The sequence below is a fragment of the Streptomyces sp. NPDC048462 genome, assembly GCF_043200175.1.
Lineage (GTDB): Bacteria > Actinomycetota > Actinomycetes > Streptomycetales > Streptomycetaceae > Streptomyces.
The window spans coordinates 168,741-186,633 of sequence record NZ_JBICXG010000008.1; the positions used below are offsets into that span (position 1 = coordinate 168,741).

The window sequence follows — 17,893 nt, forward strand, 5'->3', positions numbered from 1 at the left end:
GTCCGGACCGGCACTCCGGTCCGGACAGAGCCCCGCGCCTCGCTGGACAGCTTGATCCGTTCCCAGTACCCGCCCCCGGTCCGGCGGCCCCGGGACGCGAGGTCTGCGCGGCGCTGGTCACTCAGCGCACCACGTGCTACCGGCTCCGGGACCTGTCGGGGTCGTGGACTGCGATGTGGCGATCCGCCGCCGTCCTCATGCGGAGGCAGGCCGATGACCCGCACCGTGCTCCGCCACCTCCCCGGTAGCGGCACAGGCCTCCGTATCCGCCTGCGCCTCCTCCCCCGCCCGCCGCAGCAGCACCACGGAAACCAGCGCGGCCAGCACCATCGCCCCGGCCGCGCCCGCCGCCGCCGTGTTCAGGCCGTGGGTGAAGGCCTTGGACGCGGCGGAGAGCAGGGCCTCCTGGCCACGAGACGGAAGCTGCCCGGCGACGGCCACCGCGCCGCCCAGGGTCTCCCGGGCCGCGTCGGGGGCACCCGGTGCGGCGTCGGCCATGTCGCGCCCGTAGACGACCGCGCCGAGCGAACCGAGCAGGGCCATGCCCAGCGCGCCGCCCAGTTCCTGGCCCGATTCGAGCACGGCGGCCGCGGAGCCGGCGCGCTCGGGCGGTGCGGCGCCCAGGGCGAGTTCGTTGGCCAGGGTCATCGCGGCGACCAGGCCGCCCGCGTAGACGGCCGAGCCCGCCAGCGTCACCCGGAGCGGGGAGCCGGTCTCGATCCCGGTGAGCCAGAGGAAGCCCGCCGCCGAGACGAGGAACGCGCCGCCCATGACGTATCCGCGGTCCAGGCGTTTGGCGAGGGCTCCGGCCGCCGGGGCGGCGACGACGACGCCGGCGGACGGCACCAGGCTCCACATCGCGGCCTCGAACGGACTCTTGCCGAGGACGGACTGCACGTACTGCGAGAAGAAGGCGGCGAAGCCGATCGTGGCGCCCATCGCCAGCAGGTTGACGAGGACCGGGCCACCGTAGGCGCGGCGGCGCAGGAGTGCCAGGTCGACCATCGGCTCGGCGAGCCGGCCCTGGCGGCGGACGAAGAGGAGGCCGAGGACGAGGCCGGCGGCGATTCCGAGGGCGGGCAGCGGCCGGTAGCCGTGCTTGGCGAGCTCCTTGATGCCGTGGATCACCGGCAGCAGCGCGGCGAGGGAGAGCACCGCGCTCAGGACGTCGAAGCGCGCCCGCACCGGGCTGCGGGACTCCGGGAGCAGTACCGGCGCGAGCACCAGCAGGAGTGCCATCGCGGGCAGGTTGATCAGGAAGACCGCGCCCCACCGGAAGTGTTCGAGGAGGATTCCGCCGACGACCGGGCCGAGTGAGATCCCGGTGGCCATCACGGTCGTCCACAGCGCGACGGCCCGGGAGCGCTGGCCGCGGTCGTGGAACAGGTTGCGGACGAGCGCGAGCGTGGACGGCATCAGGCAGGCGCCGCCCACCCCGAGCAGCGCACGGGCCGCGATGAGGGCTTCGGGAGACCGTGCGAGGGCGGCGGCGAGGGAAGCGGCGGCGAAGACGACCGTGCCGGCCATCAGCACCTTCCGGCGACCGATCCGGTCACCGAGCGCGCCCATGGTGATGAGCAGGCCGGCCAGCACGAAGCCGTACATGTCCAGGATCCACAGCTGCTGGGTGGAGCCCGGTTCCAGGTCGGCGCCGATGGCGGGCAGTGCGTAGAAGAGGATGGAGACGTCCATCGAGACGAAGAGCAGCGGCAGCATCAGCACGCCGAGTGCGGTCCATTCACGGCGGCCCGCGAGGGCGGCCGGCGGTGAGGAAGTCATGCCGGGAGCACAGCAGTGGGCCCGCGTACACCACAAACAGCGCCGTAGTGCATGACCCCTTCCCGGAAAGGGACTTGAGCGGTTCGGGCAGGCCGGAACCGGTGTACGACGTCCTGGGTGCACTAGTACAGTCCGCTCCGTGCCGACCGAACCGCCCTACCTCAGGATCGCCGCCGAGCTGCGCCGGCGGATCGTCTCGGGTGAACTCGCCCCGGGTGAGCGGGTGCCCTCCACCCGCGCCGTCGTCCGGGAGTGGGGTGTCGCGATGGCGACGGCCACCAAGGCGCTGTCCGTGCTGCGCGCGGAGGGGCTGGTGCGGGCCGTGCCGGGGGTCGGCACCGTGGCCGCGGAGCGCGGGCCCCGGCTCGCGGCCGGGGAGGGGCCGGCGCTGAACCGCGACCGGATCGTGCGCACCGCCGTCGAACTGGCCGACGCCGAGGGCCTGCCGGCCGTGTCGATGCGCCGGGTCGCGACCGTTCTGGCCACGTCCACGATGGCGCTGTACCGCCATGTTCCGGGCAAGGCCGAACTGGTGCGGCTGATGTCGGAGGCGGCCTTCGGTGAACGCCCGCTCGGTCCCGTACCCCGGCACTGGCGGACCGGGCTGGAACTCGCCGCCCGCTGGCTGCGCGCGGTGTACGGGCGGCATCCGTGGATGGTCCAGGCGATGGCCTCCTTCACCCGGCCCACCGCATCGCCGCACGCGATGAGTTACACGGAGTGGGTGCTGCGGGCCCTCAGGGGCACCGGGTTGCCTCCGCACGCCATGCTCCACACCCACCTCACCCTCTTCGCCTATGTGCAGGGGCTGGCGCTGGCGGCCGACATGGAGGCGCAGGCGCTCCAGGACACGGGGCTGTCCGACGAGGAGTGGATGACGCGGAACGAGCCACAGTTCGAAGCCGTCTCGACAGGTGGTCACTTCCCCGTTCTCCACCGTCTTTTCGAACACGACGCCTTCGAGCTCGACCTCGACGTCCTCTTCGAATTCGGGCTCCGCAGGACCCTGGACGGCATCGCGGTGATGATCGGCGAAACGTCCGCTTAACGAACATGACCATTACGGCAACGGACGAATTCCGGCCATCTTGTTGACGCGGTCCTGACAGGAACACCTTTCTACTGCCACTGTTCACCCCGTTCTGCGCACTGCCTGCTCTGCCCGGACGGCTCACCCAGCCGCCGGTACCCCCCTTGCAGAAGGAGTCCGCGTGAGATCCACGCCCAGCCGTCGTGCCACCGCGACCGGCGCTCTGATAGCCGCAGCAGCCCTTCTGGCCGCCGGAGTCCAGACCGGCACAGCCACCGCTACACCGGCCGGCGCGAACAGCGCCGCCGCCACCGTCGCCGCGGCATCCGCAGGCGCCGACCACGGTGCGCTGCCCAAGCAGCTCTCTCCGTCCCAGCGCGCGGAGCTGATCCGCGAAGCGAACGCGAGCAAGGCGGCCACCGCCAAGGACCTCGGTCTCGGCTCGCAGGAGAAGCTCGTCGTCCGGGACGTCATCCAGGACAACGACGGCACCACGCACACCCGTTACGAGCGCACCTTCAGCGGCCTCCCGGTTCTCGGCGGCGACCTGATCGTCCAGGAGTCGAAGGCCGGCGCGACCGAGAACGTCACCAAGGCGTCCAAGGCGACCACCGCCCAGCTGAAGGCCGTCGGCACCACCGCGCAGGTCGCCCCGGCCGCGGCCGAGAAGCAGGCGCTGGGCGCGGCCAAGGCCGACGGCTCGGACAGGACCACGGCCGAGAAGGCGCCCCGCAAGGTCGTCTGGATGGCGAGCGGCACACCGCAGCTCGCCTACGAGACCGTGGTCGGCGGCCTCCAGGACGACGGCACGCCCAACGCGCTGCACGTCGTCACGGACGCGAGCAGCGGCGCGAAGATCTACGAGTGGCAGGCCATCGAGAAGGGCACCGGCAACACCGAGTACAGCGGGCAGGTCACCCTCGGTACCGCCCCCTCGTACACGCTGACCGACACCGGTCGCGGCGGCCACAAGACGTACAACCTGAACCACGGCACCTCCGGCAAGGGCACCCTCTTCTCCGGCTCGGACGACATCTGGGGTGACGGCACCCCCCAGAACGCCGAGACCGCCGCCGCCGACGCGCACTACGGCGCGGCCGAGACGTGGGACTACTACAAGAACGTCCACGGCCGGACGGGCATCCGGGGCGATGGCGTCGGCGCGTACTCGCGCGTCCACTACGGCAACAACTACGTCAACGCCTTCTGGGACGACAGCTGCTTCTGCATGACGTACGGCGACGGCAGCGGCAACGCCTCCCCGCTGACCGCGCTCGACGTCGCGGCGCACGAGATGACGCACGGCGTCACCTCCAACACCGCGGGTCTGGTCTACAGCGGTGAGTCCGGCGGCCTCAACGAGGCGACCAGCGACATCTTCGCCACCGCCGTGGAGTTCTACTCCAACACCAGCGCCGACCCGGGCGACTACCTCATCGGCGAGAAGATCGACATCAACGGCGACGGCACCCCGCTGCGCTACCAGGACAAGCCGAGCAGGGACGGCGCCTCCAAGGACGCCTGGTACTCCGGCATCGGGAACGTCGACGTCCACTACTCGTCGGGCCCGGCCAACCACTTCTTCTACCTTCTCTCCGAAGGCAGCGGCGCCAAGACGATCAACGGCGTCTCGTACAACTCCCCGACCTCCGACGGTCTGCCGGTGACCGGCATCGGCCGCGACAAGGCCGCGCTGATCTGGTTCAAGGCGCTCACCACCAAGTTCAGCTCCAACACGAACTACGCGGCCGCCCGTACGGGCACGCTCGCCGCGGCCGGTGAGCTGTACGGCACGACCAGCGCCGAGTACAAGTCCGTGGCCGACGCCTGGGCCGGCATCAACGTCGGCTCGCGTCCCGGCGGCGGCACCGACCCCGGCGGCACGGTCTTCGAGAACACCACCGCCACGGCCATCCCGGACCACGGCTCGGCCGTCACCAGCGCGGTCAACGTCACCGGCCGCACCGGCAACGCCCCCAGCACCCTCAAGGTCGGCGTGGACATCACCCACACCTACCGCGGTGACCTGGTCATCGACCTCGTCGCCCCGGACGGCACCGCCTACCGGCTGAAGAACTCCTCCTCGTCCGACTCGGCGGACAACGTCAAGACGACGTACACGGTCAACGCCTCCTCGGAGGCGGCGAACGGGACCTGGAAGCTGAAGGTCCAGGACGTCTACTCGGGTGACACGGGGAAGATCAACAGCTTCAAGCTGACCTTCTGAAACCGGCCGCACCGCGGCTGACACCCCGCGGCTGACACACCGGCATCCCGCCCGGGAGGAGTACCCACTCCTCCCGGGCGGCTCCGTGCTCAGCCGGGGTTGTTCGCGTGGGTCAGCGTCTCCCAGGCGACGAACAGGTTGTCGGTCCCGGCGGGCCTGCGCTGTTCGGTGAGCGTCTGGGTGTTGGTCATCGCGATGCCCATCCGGTTGTGCAGCGCGTTGAACCCGACCTCGGTGACCGGTCCGAGGTTGTCCTTGAGCGATCCGCCGCACAGCGACGGGGGAACGGCCGCCCCCAGCTGGTACTTGGCGTGCAGCCCCAGCGCGTGGCGCAGCCGGTCCGCGATCTCCGGGTAGAGGTCCTGCCCCTGGATGCGGCTGGTCTCGGCGATGTGCGAGATGGCCGAGAGGCCGTAGCCGGTGTGGGTGAGGTCGCGGCAGGTCTCCTGGGAGAGCCCGTCCATGAAGGCCGACTGGCCCTGCCAGTAGTTGACGATCTTGTCGCGGGTGTCGAGACCACTGCCGGGCGCGGTCTTGGGCAGCGCACCGTCCGAGGTCAGATAGATGTACGCGGGAACCCGCCCGCGGAACTTGGCCACCGCCTTGTCGTACGAGGTGCGGTCCTCCAGGAAGACCGAGATGCCGATGGCGGCCTCGGTCATGCTCAGTTCCCAGTTCCCGTTGCTGTTCGAGCCGTTGATGACCTTGGGCAGGTAGACGTCGCGCAGCATGGTGGCGAACCGGCCCGCGTTCGGCCAGCTGCTGTACGTGTACTTGATGATCTCGGCGGCGCGCGGCCAGGAGGAGCCGGCCCAGCCGGTCTGCAGCGGGGCGTTGCTGTTGGTGTGGTCCTTGATCACGGCCGACCAGGCGTCCATCAGCTCGACGGCCTTGGTGGCGTAGCGGCTGTCCTGGGTGATGTACCAGGCCAGCGAGAGCGTGTACGCGGCTATCGCGTCCTCGCGCTCGTCGGTGCAGCCGTAGTTGGGGTTGGAGTACGAGCCGCACTCCACGACGGCCCTGGGCTTGGCCGTCCGGGTGAGCGAGGCGTACTTGCTCGCCATCATCTGGTCGTACGCGCCCTTCCAGGGCTGCGCGCCCGCCCGCACCTTCTCGCGTACGAAGTCCAGCTGCGGGCGGCTGACGAGTACGCCGGGGTGGGTGAAGGCGGCGGGGGCCGCGACCGCCGCCGGGGCCGGGTCGGGGGCGGCCCGGCCGGCCGAGGCGGGGGCCACGGAGAAGCCGGTGAGCAGTGCCGCGAGAGCGGTGGCGAGGCCGAGGCCGCGCCCGATGGTTCCGGTGCGCATGTGGGGGTGCCTTCCGGTGCGGGGGAGGTCCGGCAACTCGGCCCGGAACCAATGGAGTTCATACACATGAACTCTGAGCCGAGTTGTGAACCCTGCGATGAGTGAGGAACTTAAAGGCATCGCATGAGCACGTCAAGCACTTGTGTTCAGAAGACGAAGGGCCCGGCACCGTGGAGCGGCACCGGGCCCGTCGCATGGGGCGGGAGAACGCGACGTCAGCGCATCAGCAGACCCGCGCCTTCACCCGTGGCCCCCGTCGGCTGCGCGACCAGACCGAGTTCTGCCCCGTCGGCCAGCAGCCGGTGCGCGGGCAGCACCCGGACCGTGTAGCCGTAGGGGCCCGTGCGGTCGAGGGCGAGCGGGCCGTCGTACAGCCAGCGCCCCTCCAGGTCCTGGCCTCCGGCCGGCTTCAGCGGGAAGATCTGCGCGTCCGTGATGGCGTCGGCCGCGTCCACCCGGCCGGCCACCGCCTGCACCTCCACATCGTCCGGCTCCAGCGCCCCCAGCGTGATCCGGACCCGCAGCGCCAGCGTCGAACCGAGCTCCGCCGAGCCGCCCGCCCCGGTGGGCGTCACCGCCTCGACATGGTCGACCGCCACCCGGGGCCAGGCCGCCCGGACCCGGGCCTTCCAGTCGGCCAGCTCCCGGGCGGTGGTGGCGTCGAGGGCGCGCTGGGCGAGCGCGGCGGGGGCGTACAGCCGCTCCACGTACTCACGGACCATGCGCCCCGCGAGGACCTTGGGGCCCAGGGTGCCCAGGGTGCGGCGGACCATCTCGATCCAGCGGTCCGGGAGGCCCTCGCCGCCGTGGTCGTAGAAGCGCGGGGCGACCCGGTCCTCGATCAGCTCGTAGAGCGCGTTGGCCTCCAGGTCGTCACGCCGGTCCTCGTCCATGGCGGAGCCGTCGGCCGTCGGGATCGCCCAGCCGAAGTCGGGCTCGAACCACTCGTCCCACCAGCCGTCCAGGACCGACAGGTTGAGGCAGCCGTTGAGCGCCGCCTTCATCCCGCTCGTACCGCAAGCCTCCAGCGGGCGCAGCGGGTTGTTCAGCCAGACATCGCAGCCCGGGTAGAGCTTCTGGGCCATCCCCATCCCGTAGTCGGGCAGGAAGACGATGCGGTGGCGCACCCGGGGGTCGTCCGCGAACCGGACCAGCTCCTGGACCAGCCGCTTCCCGCTGTCGTCGGCCGGATGCGCCTTTCCCGCGACGACGATCTGGATCGGCCGCTCCGGATGGAGGAGCAGCCCGCGCAGCCGGTCGCGGTCGCGCAGCATCAGCGTCAGCCGCTTGTACGAGGGCACCCGGCGGGCGAAGCCGATGGTCAGCACGTCGGGGTCCAGCACGCCGTCGATCCAGCCGAGTTCGGCGGCCTCCGCGCCCCGAGTGCGCCAGGAGGCGCGCAGCCGCTCCCGCACCTCGGTCACCAGCTGCTCGCGCAGTGTCCGGCGCACATCCCAGAGCTGCCGGTCGGGGATGCCTGCGGCGGAGTCCCACCGGCCGGGGGCGGCGCCGGAGTCGGTGCGCAGCCGGTAGATCTCGGGGGCGACCCAGGTGGGTGCGTGGACCCCGTTGGTCACGGAGGTGATCGGCACCTCGGGGGCGTCGAAGCCCGGCCAGAGCCCGGCGAACATCTCCCGGCTGACGGCCCCGTGCAGGGTGGAGACCCCGTTGGCGCGCTGGGCGAGCCGCAGGCCCATCACGGCCATGTTGAAGACGCCGGGGTCGCCGCCCCCGTACGTCTCGGCGCCCAGGTCCAGGACGCGTTCGGCGGGGACGCCGGGCAGTTCTCCGTCGTCGCCGAAGTGCCGGGCGACGAGTTCGCGGTCGAAGCGGTCGATCCCGGCCGGCACCGGGGTGTGGGTGGTGAAGACGGTGCCCGCCCGTACGGACTCCACCGCGGAGGCGAAGTCCAGGCCCTCGCCGGAGAGCTCCCGGATGCGTTCCAGGCCCAGGAAGCCGGCGTGGCCCTCGTTGGTGTGGAACACCTCGGGCGCCGGGTGGCCGGTGAGCCGGCAGTAGCTGCGTACGGCGCGCACGCCGCCGATGCCCAGCAGTATTTCCTGGAGCAGCCGGTGCTCGCTGCCGCCGCCGTACAGCCGGTCGGTGACCTCGCGCTCGCCGGGGGCGTTGCCCTCCACGTCGGAGTCGAGCATGAGGAGCGGCACCCGGCCGACCTGGGCCTGCCAGATGTGGGCGCGCAGCGAGCGGCCGCCGGGCAGTGCCAGGACCACCTCGCTCGGTGCCCCGTCGGCCTCGCGCAGCAGGGTGAGCGGCAGCTCGTTGGGGTCGAGGACGGGGTAGTGCTCCTGCTGCCAGCCGTCCCTGGAGAGGCTCTGGCGGAAGTAGCCGTGGCGGTAGAGCAGGCCGACGCCGACCAGGGGGACGCCCAGGTCGCTGGCGGCCTTGAGGTGGTCGCCGGCGAGGATGCCGAGCCCGCCGGAGTACTGGGGCAGGGCCGCGGTGACCCCGAACTCGGGTGAGAAGTAGGCGATGGCGGCGGGCAGCGCGACGCCCTGCGCCACCTGTTCCTGGTACCACCTGGGGCCCTGGAGGTAGTCCTGGAGACCGGCGGACACCTCGGCCAGCCGTCCGAGGAACTCCTCGTCCCGGGCCAGTTCGGCGAGCCGGCCGGCGGAGACGGCACCGAGCAGGCGCACGGGGTCGCCGTCCGCGGTCCGGCCGGCCACCGGATCGACGGCCTGGAAGAGCTCACGGGTCTCGGTGTGCCAGGACCAGCGCAGATTGCGGGCGAGGTCGCTGAGCGGTCGAAGGGGGTCGGGGAGGACGGGACGCACGGTGAATCGACGAATGGCCTGCACGTATTCCACCTTTACAGGGGACGTCCGGATCCGAGGGGACGCACCACGCTGTGCGCCGCTCCGTCACCCTCGACGTTAGCCGTGCGCGGCGCTCGGCAACCACGGCGCACGGCCGTCCGGCGGCGTGCGACCCCGCTCGCTCCGACCGCCCCTTCCGCTCCGAGCGCGCGTGCACCGCCAGCCACGGGACATAGATCCAGGCACTTCCGTCACAGGGGTTATGGCCGATTCCCTCACCTCATGCGGCCTTGTGGGCCTTCGCCCCACAGGGAAGGCTTCCCAGTGGCGCCCGCCGTCCCCGCGTGCGCCGGCTTTCCGCAATCCCGCGCATGCGCGGCGGAGCCCGGCGCATTCGGACCGTTACAGATACGCCCGAGTAGTTAACAAACCACCGGATTGGCCCACCGGCATCCGTGGGAAGGCTTCTCCGGTACCCGGAACGAATGCGTTCGGATGACAGTTCAAGGCGATCCGGCTCGGACCCCGCAGCCGGTTCATCCGCCGTTCGGCGGCAATCCGCCCACGGTTCGTATGCAATCGGTACGGCCCGTGCATTCGGTCCACGCCCGTGCACCACACCCGCGACCCACGCATTCGAGTGCCATTCGAGTGAACGCGGACAGGAGCGGCCATGCCCACACCCCACCAGTCGTCAACGGAGCAGCTAGAAAGGACGGAACCCCACCATCGCGGCGCGCGCGTTCAGCCCTCCGCGGCCGCAACGCGCCCTGCCGAGTCCGAGCTCCAGTCCCCAGGTGATTTCATGATCGGTCGCATTCCCGTCCTCGACGTCCGCCCGCTCGTCGACTGCGGAAGAAGGCCTGCCAAGGCGGTCTCCGGCGAGACCTTCGAGGTCTCGGCGACCGTCTTCCGCGAGGGTCATGACGCGGTCTCGGCCAATGTGGTCCTGCTGGACCCGAACGGGCGGCCGGGCCCCTGGACGCCGATGCGCGAACTCGCCCCGGGCACCGACCGCTGGGGCGCCGACGTGACGCCCGACGCCGAGGGCCGCTGGACGTACACCGTCGAGGCCTGGAGCGATCCGGTGGCCACCTGGCGGCACACCGCCCGGATCAAGATCCCGGCGGGGATCGACACGGCGCTCGTCCTGGCGGAGGGCGCCGAGCTGTACGAGCGGGCCGCCGAGGGCGTGCCCAAGCGGGACGGCCGCGAGGCGGTGCTGGCCGCGGTCGACGCCCTGCGCGACGCCTCCCGTCCGGCCGCCGCCCGGCTGGCCGCGGCCCTCGCCCCCGAGGCGGCGGCCGCGCTGGACCGTCATCCGCTGCGTGAGCTGGTCACCGCCTCGCGCCCGCTGCCGCTCGTCGTCGAGCGCAGGCGTGCCCTGTTCGGCTCCTGGTACGAGCTGTTCCCCCGGTCCGAGGGCGCCAGGGCCGAGCCGGCGAAGGCGCCGCGCAAGAGCCGTACGGGCAGGCCGGCCCCGGCCCCGAAGCCGCCCCGGATCATCAGCGGCACCTTCCGGACCGCGGCCGAGCGGCTGCCGGCGGTCGCGGCGATGGGCTTCGACGTGGTGTACCTGCCACCGATCCACCCCATCGGGACCACCCACCGCAAGGGCCCGAACAACTCCCTGTCCCCCGCCCCGCACGATGTCGGGGTGCCCTGGGCGATCGGCTCGGCCGAGGGCGGCCACGACGCGGTCCACCCCGACCTCGGCACCCTCGACGACTTCGACCACTTCGTCGGCACCGCCCGCAACCTGCGCATGGAGATCGCGCTGGATTTCGCCCTCCAGTGCTCCCCCGACCACCCGTGGGTCACCGAGCACCCCGAGTGGTTCCAGCACCGCGCGGACGGCTCCATCGCCTACGCGGAGAATCCGCCGAAGAAATATCAGGACATCTATCCGATCGCTTTCGACAAGGATCTGCGCGGAATTGTCGCGGAGACCGTCCGTATCCTGCGCTTCTGGATGGATCACGGCGTGCGGATCTTCCGCGTCGACAATCCGCACACCAAGCCGGTGATCTTCTGGGAGAAGGTGATCGCCGACATCAACCGCACCGATCCCGATGTGATCTTCCTGGCCGAGGCATTCACCCGTCCCGCGATGATGCACGCGCTTGCCACCATCGGATTCCAGCAGTCGTACACCTACTTCACCTGGCGCAACAGCCGGCAGGAAATCACCGAGTACGTGACGGAACTGTCCGGCGATTCGGCCTCCTGCATGAGGCCCAATTTCTTCGTGAACACCCCCGACATCCTCCCCGGATATCTCCAGGAGGGCGGCAGGCCCGCCTTCGAGGCACGGGCGGTGCTCGCGGCGACGCTCTCCCCGTCCTGGGGGGTGTACGCGGGGTACGAGCTCTGTGAGAACGCCCCGGTCCGCGGCGGCAGTGAGGAGTACCTCGACTCGGAGAAGTACGAGATCCGGCCCAGGGACTGGGAAGCCGCCGAGCGCGAGGGCCGGTCGCTGGCCCCGCTCATCACCACGCTCAACCGGATCAGGCGCCGCCACCCGGCGCTGCAGCAACTGCGTGACGTGCACTTCCACTCGTCCGACAACGACGCCCTGATCGTGTACAGCAAGCGCTCCGGTTCGAACATCGTTCTGATGGTCGTCAACCTCGACCCGCACCACACCCAGGAGGCGACCGTCTCGTTGGACATGCCGCAACTCGGCCTCGACCGGCACGAGAGCGTGCCGGTGCGCGACGAGCTCACCGGCACTTCCTATCACTGGGGCAGGACCTTCTATGTGCGCCTAGAGCCGGGCGTCACGCCCGCGCACATCGCCGTCCTGCGACCGTCCCCGCCGACCGGAGGGTCACCCACACCATGATCGTCAATGAGCCCGTCCACGACACGTTCGAGGACACCCCGGCCAAGGACCGCGATCCCGACTGGTTCAAGCGAGCCGTCTTCTACGAGGTACTCGTCCGTTCCTTCCAGGACTCCAACGGCGACGGCATCGGAGACCTGAAGGGCATCACGTCCAAACTGGACTACCTCCAGTGGCTGGGCGTCGACTGCCTCTGGCTGCCGCCGTTCTTCAAGTCGCCCCTGCGCGACGGTGGTTACGACGTCTCCGACTACACCGCCGTGCTCCCGGAGTTCGGCGACCTCGCCGACTTCGTGGAGTTCGTCGACGCCGCGCACCAGCGTGGCATGCGCGTGATCATCGACTTCGTCATGAATCACACCAGCGACCAGCACGACTGGTTCCAGCAGTCCCGTTCCGACCCCGACGGTCCGTACGGCGACTACTACGTCTGGGCCGACGACGACAAGCAGTTCCAGGACGCCCGGATCATCTTCGTCGACACCGAGACGTCCAACTGGACCTTCGACCCGGTGCGCAAGCAGTACTACTGGCACCGGTTCTTCTCGCACCAGCCCGACCTCAACTACGAGAACCCGGCGGTGCAGGAGGAGATCATCTCCGCCCTGCGCTTCTGGCTGGACCTGGGCATCGACGGCTTCCGGGTCGACGCCGTGCCCTACCTCTACCAGCGTGAGGGCACCAACTGCGAGAACCTCCCCGAGACCCACGGCTTCCTGAAGCGGGTCCGCAAGGAGATCGACGCCAACTACCCGGACACCGTGCTGCTCGCGGAGGCCAACCAGTGGCCGGAGGACGTCGTCGACTACTTCGGCGACTACCGGGCGGGCGGCGACGAGTGCCACATGGCGTTCCACTTCCCCGTGATGCCGCGGATCTTCATGGCGGTGCGCCGCGAGAGCCGCTACCCGGTCTCGGAAATCCTGGCGAAGACCCCGGCGATCCCGTCCGGCTGCCAATGGGGCATCTTCCTGCGCAACCACGACGAGCTGACGCTCGAAATGGTCACGGACGAAGAGCGCGACTACATGTACGCGGAGTACGCCAAGGATCCCCGGATGCGGGCCAACATCGGGATCAGGCGGCGCCTGGCACCCCTGCTGGACAACGACCGCAACCAGATCGAGCTGTTCACCGCCCTGCTGATGTCGCTGCCCGGCTCCCCGATCCTCTACTACGGGGACGAGATCGGGATGGGCGACAACATCTGGCTGGGCGACCGGGACGCGGTGCGCACCCCGATGCAGTGGACGCCCGACCGCAACGCGGGATTCTCCTCCAGCGATCCGGGCCGGCTCTTCCTGCCCACGATCATGGACCCGGTCTACGGCTACCAGGTCACCAACGTCGAGGCGGCGATGGCCTCGCCGTCCTCGCTGCTGCACTGGACGCGCCGGATGATCGAGATCCGCAAGCAGAACCCGGCGTTCGGCCTCGGCTCGTACACCGAACTGCCCTCGTCCAACCCCGCGGTGCTCGCCTTCACCCGTGAGCACGGGGACGACCTCGTGCTGTGCGTGCACAACTTCTCGCGGTTCGCGCAGCCGACGGAACTCGATCTGCGGTCCTTCAACGGGCGCCATCCGGTGGAGCTGATCGGCGGGGTGCGCTTCCCCGCCGTCGGCCAGTGGCCCTACCTGCTGACTCTCGCCGGACACGGCTTCTACTGGTTCCGCCTCCGCAAGGACGCGCCGCCGAGCTGACCGGCGGGGTGCGCGCAGGCTCTGGTGCGGGGCGGTTTCCGCCGCTCCGCACGGGGCACTCTCCACCCATATCGAGCGCTTCAGGGCCCTTCCTGGTCCTCCTGGCGTTTCGTTCCCTCCGAGTCGAGTCCGTACGGACCATCCTGACCCGACACGTCCCGCACAGCCGGACAGCCAAAGCCGCAATCCGGGACACTCTTCGCATCCTGTGGTGTGCCCGGGGAAAGGACGCGATGCCATGTCGGAGGCTGCATCCGCTCAGGTCACCCTGGCGAACAGCACAGCCCTGCTCCCGTCTCTCGGACCGCTGCTCCACGAATGGCTGCCCCGGCAGCGCTGGTTCGCGGGCAAGGGACGGCCGATCACGGCCTTCTCGCTCGTCTCGGCGACCGAGATACTGCCGGTCGAGAAGCCCGGCTCCACCGTCGCCGACGCCGGCCCAGGCCTGCTGCACCTGCTGGTCCGGGTCCATCAGCCCACCATGCCCGCCCAGCCGCCCATCGACAGCTACCAGTTGCTGCTCGGCGTGCGGCCCACCCTGCCGACCCGTCTGGCGCCGGCCCTCATCGGCCATGTGGCGGACGGTCCGCTGGCCGGTCTGACCGTCTACGACGGGCTGCACGACCCACGCCTGGCCGCCCTGCTCCTCGAACGGCTGCGCACCCCCGGCGCGCTCGGCGCGCTCCGGTTCGGCCGGGGCACGGCCCCGGTCCCGGCGGGCCTCGCGCCCCGGGTGCTGGACACCGAGCAGTCCAACTCCTCGCTCGTCTACGGCAACGCCTACATCCTCAAGATCTTCCGCCGGGTCTTCCCGGGCACCAACCCCGATCTGGAGCTTCCCCTCGCGCTCTCCCGCGAGGGGTGCGGGCGCGTGCCGGCCCCCGTCGCCTGGTTCGAGTCGGCCGTGCCCGAACCCCTCACCCTCGGGGTGCTCCAGCCGTTCCTGAACGGTGCGCAGGACGGCTGGCAGCTCGCCCTGAGCGCCCTCGCGGCCGGCGAGGACTTCGGCCCCGAGGCCCACGCGCTGGGGCGGGCCACCGCCGAGGTGCACACCGCGCTCGCCGCGGCGCTGCCCACTCCCGCGCCGCACCGCGGCGAGAGCGAGGAGCAGGCGGCAGGCATGGTGCGGCGGCTGGAGGCGGCCGCCCACGCGGTGCCGGAGCTGGCGCCGTACGTCCCCGGGCTGCGCACGGCCTTCGACGCCGTGACGGCACTGGGCCACCGCGGACACAGCTGGGCCGCCCAACGGGTGCACGGCGATCTCCACCTCGGCCAGACCCTGCGCGGGACCGACGGCTTCTGGTCGCTGATCGACTTCGAGGGCGAACCGGCCCGCCCGCTCCCGGAGCGCCGCAGCCCGCAGCCACCGGTGCGCGACATCGCCGGGATGCTCCGCTCCTTCGACTACGCGGCCCGCTCGCACCGGCCCTGGGACGCCGACTGGGCGGCGCGCTGCCGGTCCGCCTACTGCGACGGCTACGCGCAGGCCTCGGGCATCGACCCCCGCGCCGAACCGGAGCTGCTGCGGGCCCACGAGACCGACAAGGCGGTGTACGAGGTGCTGTACGAGGCCCGGCACCGGCCCGACTGGCTGCCGGTCCCGATGGCCGCGATCCACCGCCTCGCCGCCGCCAGCGGCTGACACCCGCCGCCGCGCGGACCGGCCCGCACCCGGCCCCCGGCGGCCCCACCTCTCCCGCCCCGCCCCGCCCACTCCCCCGAGGAGGCTGTCCCTGTGACCGCCCGCAAGCCGTCCCGCAAAGCACCCGACACCGCTCCCGCGCCGACCACCCCCGAGGCCACCCTCGCACCGCTGGAGGCGAGCGCCCCGCCCCCGGAGCCGGTCACCACACCGATGCCGACGCCGGACGCGGCCCCGCCCGTCGCGCCCACACCATCCCCGGCCTCCGCTTCCACTCCCGCTCCCGCCAAGCGGGCGAAGCGGGCGGCGGCCCCGCCCCGGCCGAGGCGGGCCGGTGGGGGCCAGGGGGTCCGCCCGGTCCGCGCCCTGGACGACGGCGAACGGGCCCGTCTCCTGGCGGGTGAGCACCACGCCCCGCACGACCTGCTCGGCGCGCACCAGATCCGCGGCGGGGTGACGTTCCGGGTGCTGCGGCCCTTCGCCCGGTCGGTCACCGTGCTGGCGAAGGGGCTCAGGGCCCAGCTGCAAGACGACGGCGACGGCTTCTTCTCCGGCCTCCTGCCGATGCCGGCGGTCCCCGAGTACCAGCTCCTGGTCGCCTACGAGGACAACGAGATCGAGATCCAGGACCCGTACCGCTTCCTGCCCGCGCTCGGTGATCTCGATCTGCATCTGATCGGCGAGGGCCGGCACGAGGAGCTGTGGACCGCGCTGGGCGCGCAGCCGATGACGCACCAGGGCTTCACCGGTACCCGGTTCACCGTCTGGGCGCCCAACGCGCGCGGGGTCCGCGTCGCCGGTGACTTCAACTACTGGGACGGCACCGGCTTCCCGATGCGCTCGCTCGGCTCGACCGGGGTGTGGGAGCTGTTCCTGCCCGCGATCGCGGAGGGCGCGCTCTACAAGTTCGACATCTGCCGCCCGGACGGCACGCACACGCTGCGCGCCGACCCGATGGCCCGCCGGGCCGAGGTCCCGCCGTCCAACGCCTCGGTCGTGACGGCCGCGCACCATGTCTGGCAGGACCAGGAGTGGATGGCGCGTCGCGGGGACGTCCCGGTGCACGAGGCGCCGCTGTCCGTCTACGAGGTGCACCTGCCGTCCTGGCGCCCCGGCCTCACCTACCGCCAGCTCGCCGACCAACTCCCCGCGTACGTAGGCGATCTGGGGTTCACGCATGTGGAGCTGATGCCGGTCTCCGAGCACCCCTTCGGCGGTTCCTGGGGCTATCAGGTGACCGGCTTCTACGCCCCGACCTCCCGGATGGGTACGCCGGACGACTTCCGCTTCCTGGTCGACGCGCTGCACCGGGCCGGGATCGGCGTCATCGTGGACTGGGTGCCCGCGCACTTCCCGCGCGACGCGTGGGCACTCGCGGAGTTCGACGGCCGGCCGCTGTACGAGCCCTCGGACCCGCAGCGCGCCGCGCATCCGGACTGGGGCACGCTCGAATTCGACTTCGGCCGCACCGAGGTGCGCAACTTCCTGGTGGCGAACGCCACTTACTGGTGCGAGGAGTTCCACATCGACGGCCTCCGGGTGGACGCCGTCGCCTCGATGCTCTACCTCGACTACTCGCGCGAGGACGGCGAGTGGTCCCCGAACGAGCACGGCGGCCGGGAGAACCTGGACGCGGTGGCCTTCCTCCAGGAGATGAACGCGACGGTCTACCGGCGCAGCCCCGGCGTCGTCACCATCGCCGAGGAGTCCACCGCCTGGGACGGCGTCACCCGCGCCACCCACCACGTGGGCCCCGGCGGCTTCGGCGGCCTCGGCTTCGGGCTGAAGTGGAACATGGGCTGGATGCACGACTCGCTGGAGTACGTGTCGAAGGAGCCGGTGCACCGCAAGTACCACCACAACGAGATGACGTTCTCGATGGTGTACGCGTACAGCGAGAACTACGTGCTGCCGATCTCGCACGACGAGGTGGTGCACGGCAAGCGGTCACTGGTCAGCAAGATGCCCGGCGACTGGTGGCAGCAGCGCGCCACCCACCGCGCCTACCTCGGCTTCATGTGGGCCCACCCCGGCAAGAAACTCCTTTTCATGGGGCAGGAGTTCGCCCAGGGCGCGGAGTGGTCGGAGGGCCACGGCCCGGACTGGTGGCTGCTCGATCCCTCGTACGCGGCGGAGAGCGACCACCGGGGCGTACGGACCCTGGTCAGCGATCTGAACGCGGTGTACGGGTCGGTGCCCTCGCTCTGGCAGCGCGACACGGTCCCGGAGGGGTTCGCCTGGGTGGCGGGGGACGCCGCGGAGGACAACGTCTTCGCGTTCGTCCGGTACGACGCCGACGGGTCGCCGCTGATCGCCCTCTCCCACTTCTCCCCGGTGGTGCGGCACGACTACCGCATCGGGGTGCCGGACGGTCCGGCGGCGTGGGCGGAGGTCCTGAACACGGACGCGGCGCGGTACGGGGGCGGCGACGTGTGCAACGAGGAGCCGCTGAAGCCGGAGGCGGTGGCGGCGCACGGCAGGCAGACGAGTGTGACGCTGACGCTCCCGCCGCTCGCGACGGTGTGGCTGCGGCCCGCCTGACACGGAGCCGGCGGCGGCCCCGGGCACTTTCCCGGGGCCGCC

9 protein-coding genes are annotated in these 17,893 nt (G+C 71.2%); 6 read left to right on the forward strand and 3 right to left on the reverse strand.

Translation table 11 applies throughout. The annotated features are described in order from the left end of the window. Positions 1–195 precede the first annotated feature (195 nt). Positions 196–1,779, reverse strand: a complete 1,584-nt coding sequence (locus ACGFU6_RS16520; RefSeq protein ID WP_393611422.1) for an MFS transporter — start codon at positions 1,777–1,779, stop codon at positions 196–198. A 139-nt stretch (positions 1,780–1,918) separates the two neighbouring features. On the opposite strand from ACGFU6_RS16520, the gene ACGFU6_RS16525 reads away from it, so the two are divergent. Next, a complete protein-coding gene (locus ACGFU6_RS16525) occupies positions 1,919–2,827 on the forward strand; it encodes a TetR/AcrR family transcriptional regulator C-terminal domain-containing protein (protein ID WP_393611424.1) in 909 nt (302 codons plus the stop codon). 163 nt (positions 2,828–2,990) lie between these two features. After that, positions 2,991–5,036: a M4 family metallopeptidase gene (locus tag ACGFU6_RS16530; protein WP_393611426.1), complete on the forward strand. Its 2,046-nt coding sequence runs from the start codon at positions 2,991–2,993 to the stop codon at positions 5,034–5,036. Positions 5,037–5,125: 89 nt separating this feature from the next. Here ACGFU6_RS16530 and ACGFU6_RS16535 read toward each other — a convergent pair whose 3' ends face one another. After that, positions 5,126–6,343: an alginate lyase family protein gene (locus ACGFU6_RS16535; RefSeq protein WP_393611428.1), complete on the reverse strand. Its 1,218-nt coding sequence runs from the start codon at positions 6,341–6,343 to the stop codon at positions 5,126–5,128. A gap of 215 nt (positions 6,344–6,558) precedes the next feature. Beyond that, the gene (gene glgP, locus ACGFU6_RS16540; RefSeq protein WP_393611429.1) at positions 6,559–9,162 is read right to left on the reverse strand and encodes an alpha-glucan family phosphorylase; all 2,604 of its coding nucleotides are present in this window, start codon (positions 9,160–9,162) and stop codon (positions 6,559–6,561) included. 763 nt (positions 9,163–9,925) lie between these two features. Here glgP and ACGFU6_RS16545 point away from each other — a divergent pair. The 4 genes from ACGFU6_RS16545 to glgB all read left to right on the forward strand — a co-directional run bounded on the left by ACGFU6_RS16545 (position 9,926) and on the right by glgB (position 17,851). After that, positions 9,926–11,965, forward strand: coding sequence for an alpha-1,4-glucan--maltose-1-phosphate maltosyltransferase (locus ACGFU6_RS16545; RefSeq protein ID WP_393611431.1), 2,040 nt, complete (start codon positions 9,926–9,928; stop codon positions 11,963–11,965). Continuing rightward, on the forward strand, positions 11,962–13,668 hold the full coding sequence (gene treS, locus ACGFU6_RS16550) for a maltose alpha-D-glucosyltransferase (protein WP_393611433.1): 1,707 nt from the start codon (positions 11,962–11,964) through the stop codon (positions 13,666–13,668). The genes ACGFU6_RS16545 and treS overlap by 4 nt, the downstream gene beginning before the upstream one ends. A 238-nt stretch (positions 13,669–13,906) precedes the next feature. After that, positions 13,907–15,310 (forward strand): maltokinase, encoded by a 1,404-nt coding sequence (locus tag ACGFU6_RS16555; protein ID WP_393611435.1) that lies wholly within the window; start codon positions 13,907–13,909, stop codon positions 15,308–15,310. Between the two features lie 93 nt (positions 15,311–15,403). Beyond that, positions 15,404–17,851, forward strand: a complete 2,448-nt coding sequence (glgB, locus tag ACGFU6_RS16560; RefSeq protein ID WP_393611437.1) for a 1,4-alpha-glucan branching enzyme — start codon at positions 15,404–15,406, stop codon at positions 17,849–17,851. Positions 17,852–17,893: the final 42 nt, after the last annotated feature.

Coding starts and splice junctions, on each gene's coding strand:
- ACGFU6_RS16520 (WP_393611422.1), bottom strand. CDS start 1,779: ATGACTTCCTCACCGCCGGCCGCCCTCGCGGGCCGCCGTGAATGGACC.
- ACGFU6_RS16535 (WP_393611428.1), bottom strand. CDS start 6,343: ATGCGCACCGGAACCATCGGGCGCGGCCTCGGCCTCGCCACCGCTCTC.
- ACGFU6_RS16545 (WP_393611431.1), top strand. CDS start 9,926: ATGATCGGTCGCATTCCCGTCCTCGACGTCCGCCCGCTCGTCGACTGC.
- treS (WP_393611433.1), top strand. CDS start 11,962: ATGATCGTCAATGAGCCCGTCCACGACACGTTCGAGGACACCCCGGCC.
- ACGFU6_RS16555 (WP_393611435.1), top strand. CDS start 13,907: ATGTCGGAGGCTGCATCCGCTCAGGTCACCCTGGCGAACAGCACAGCC.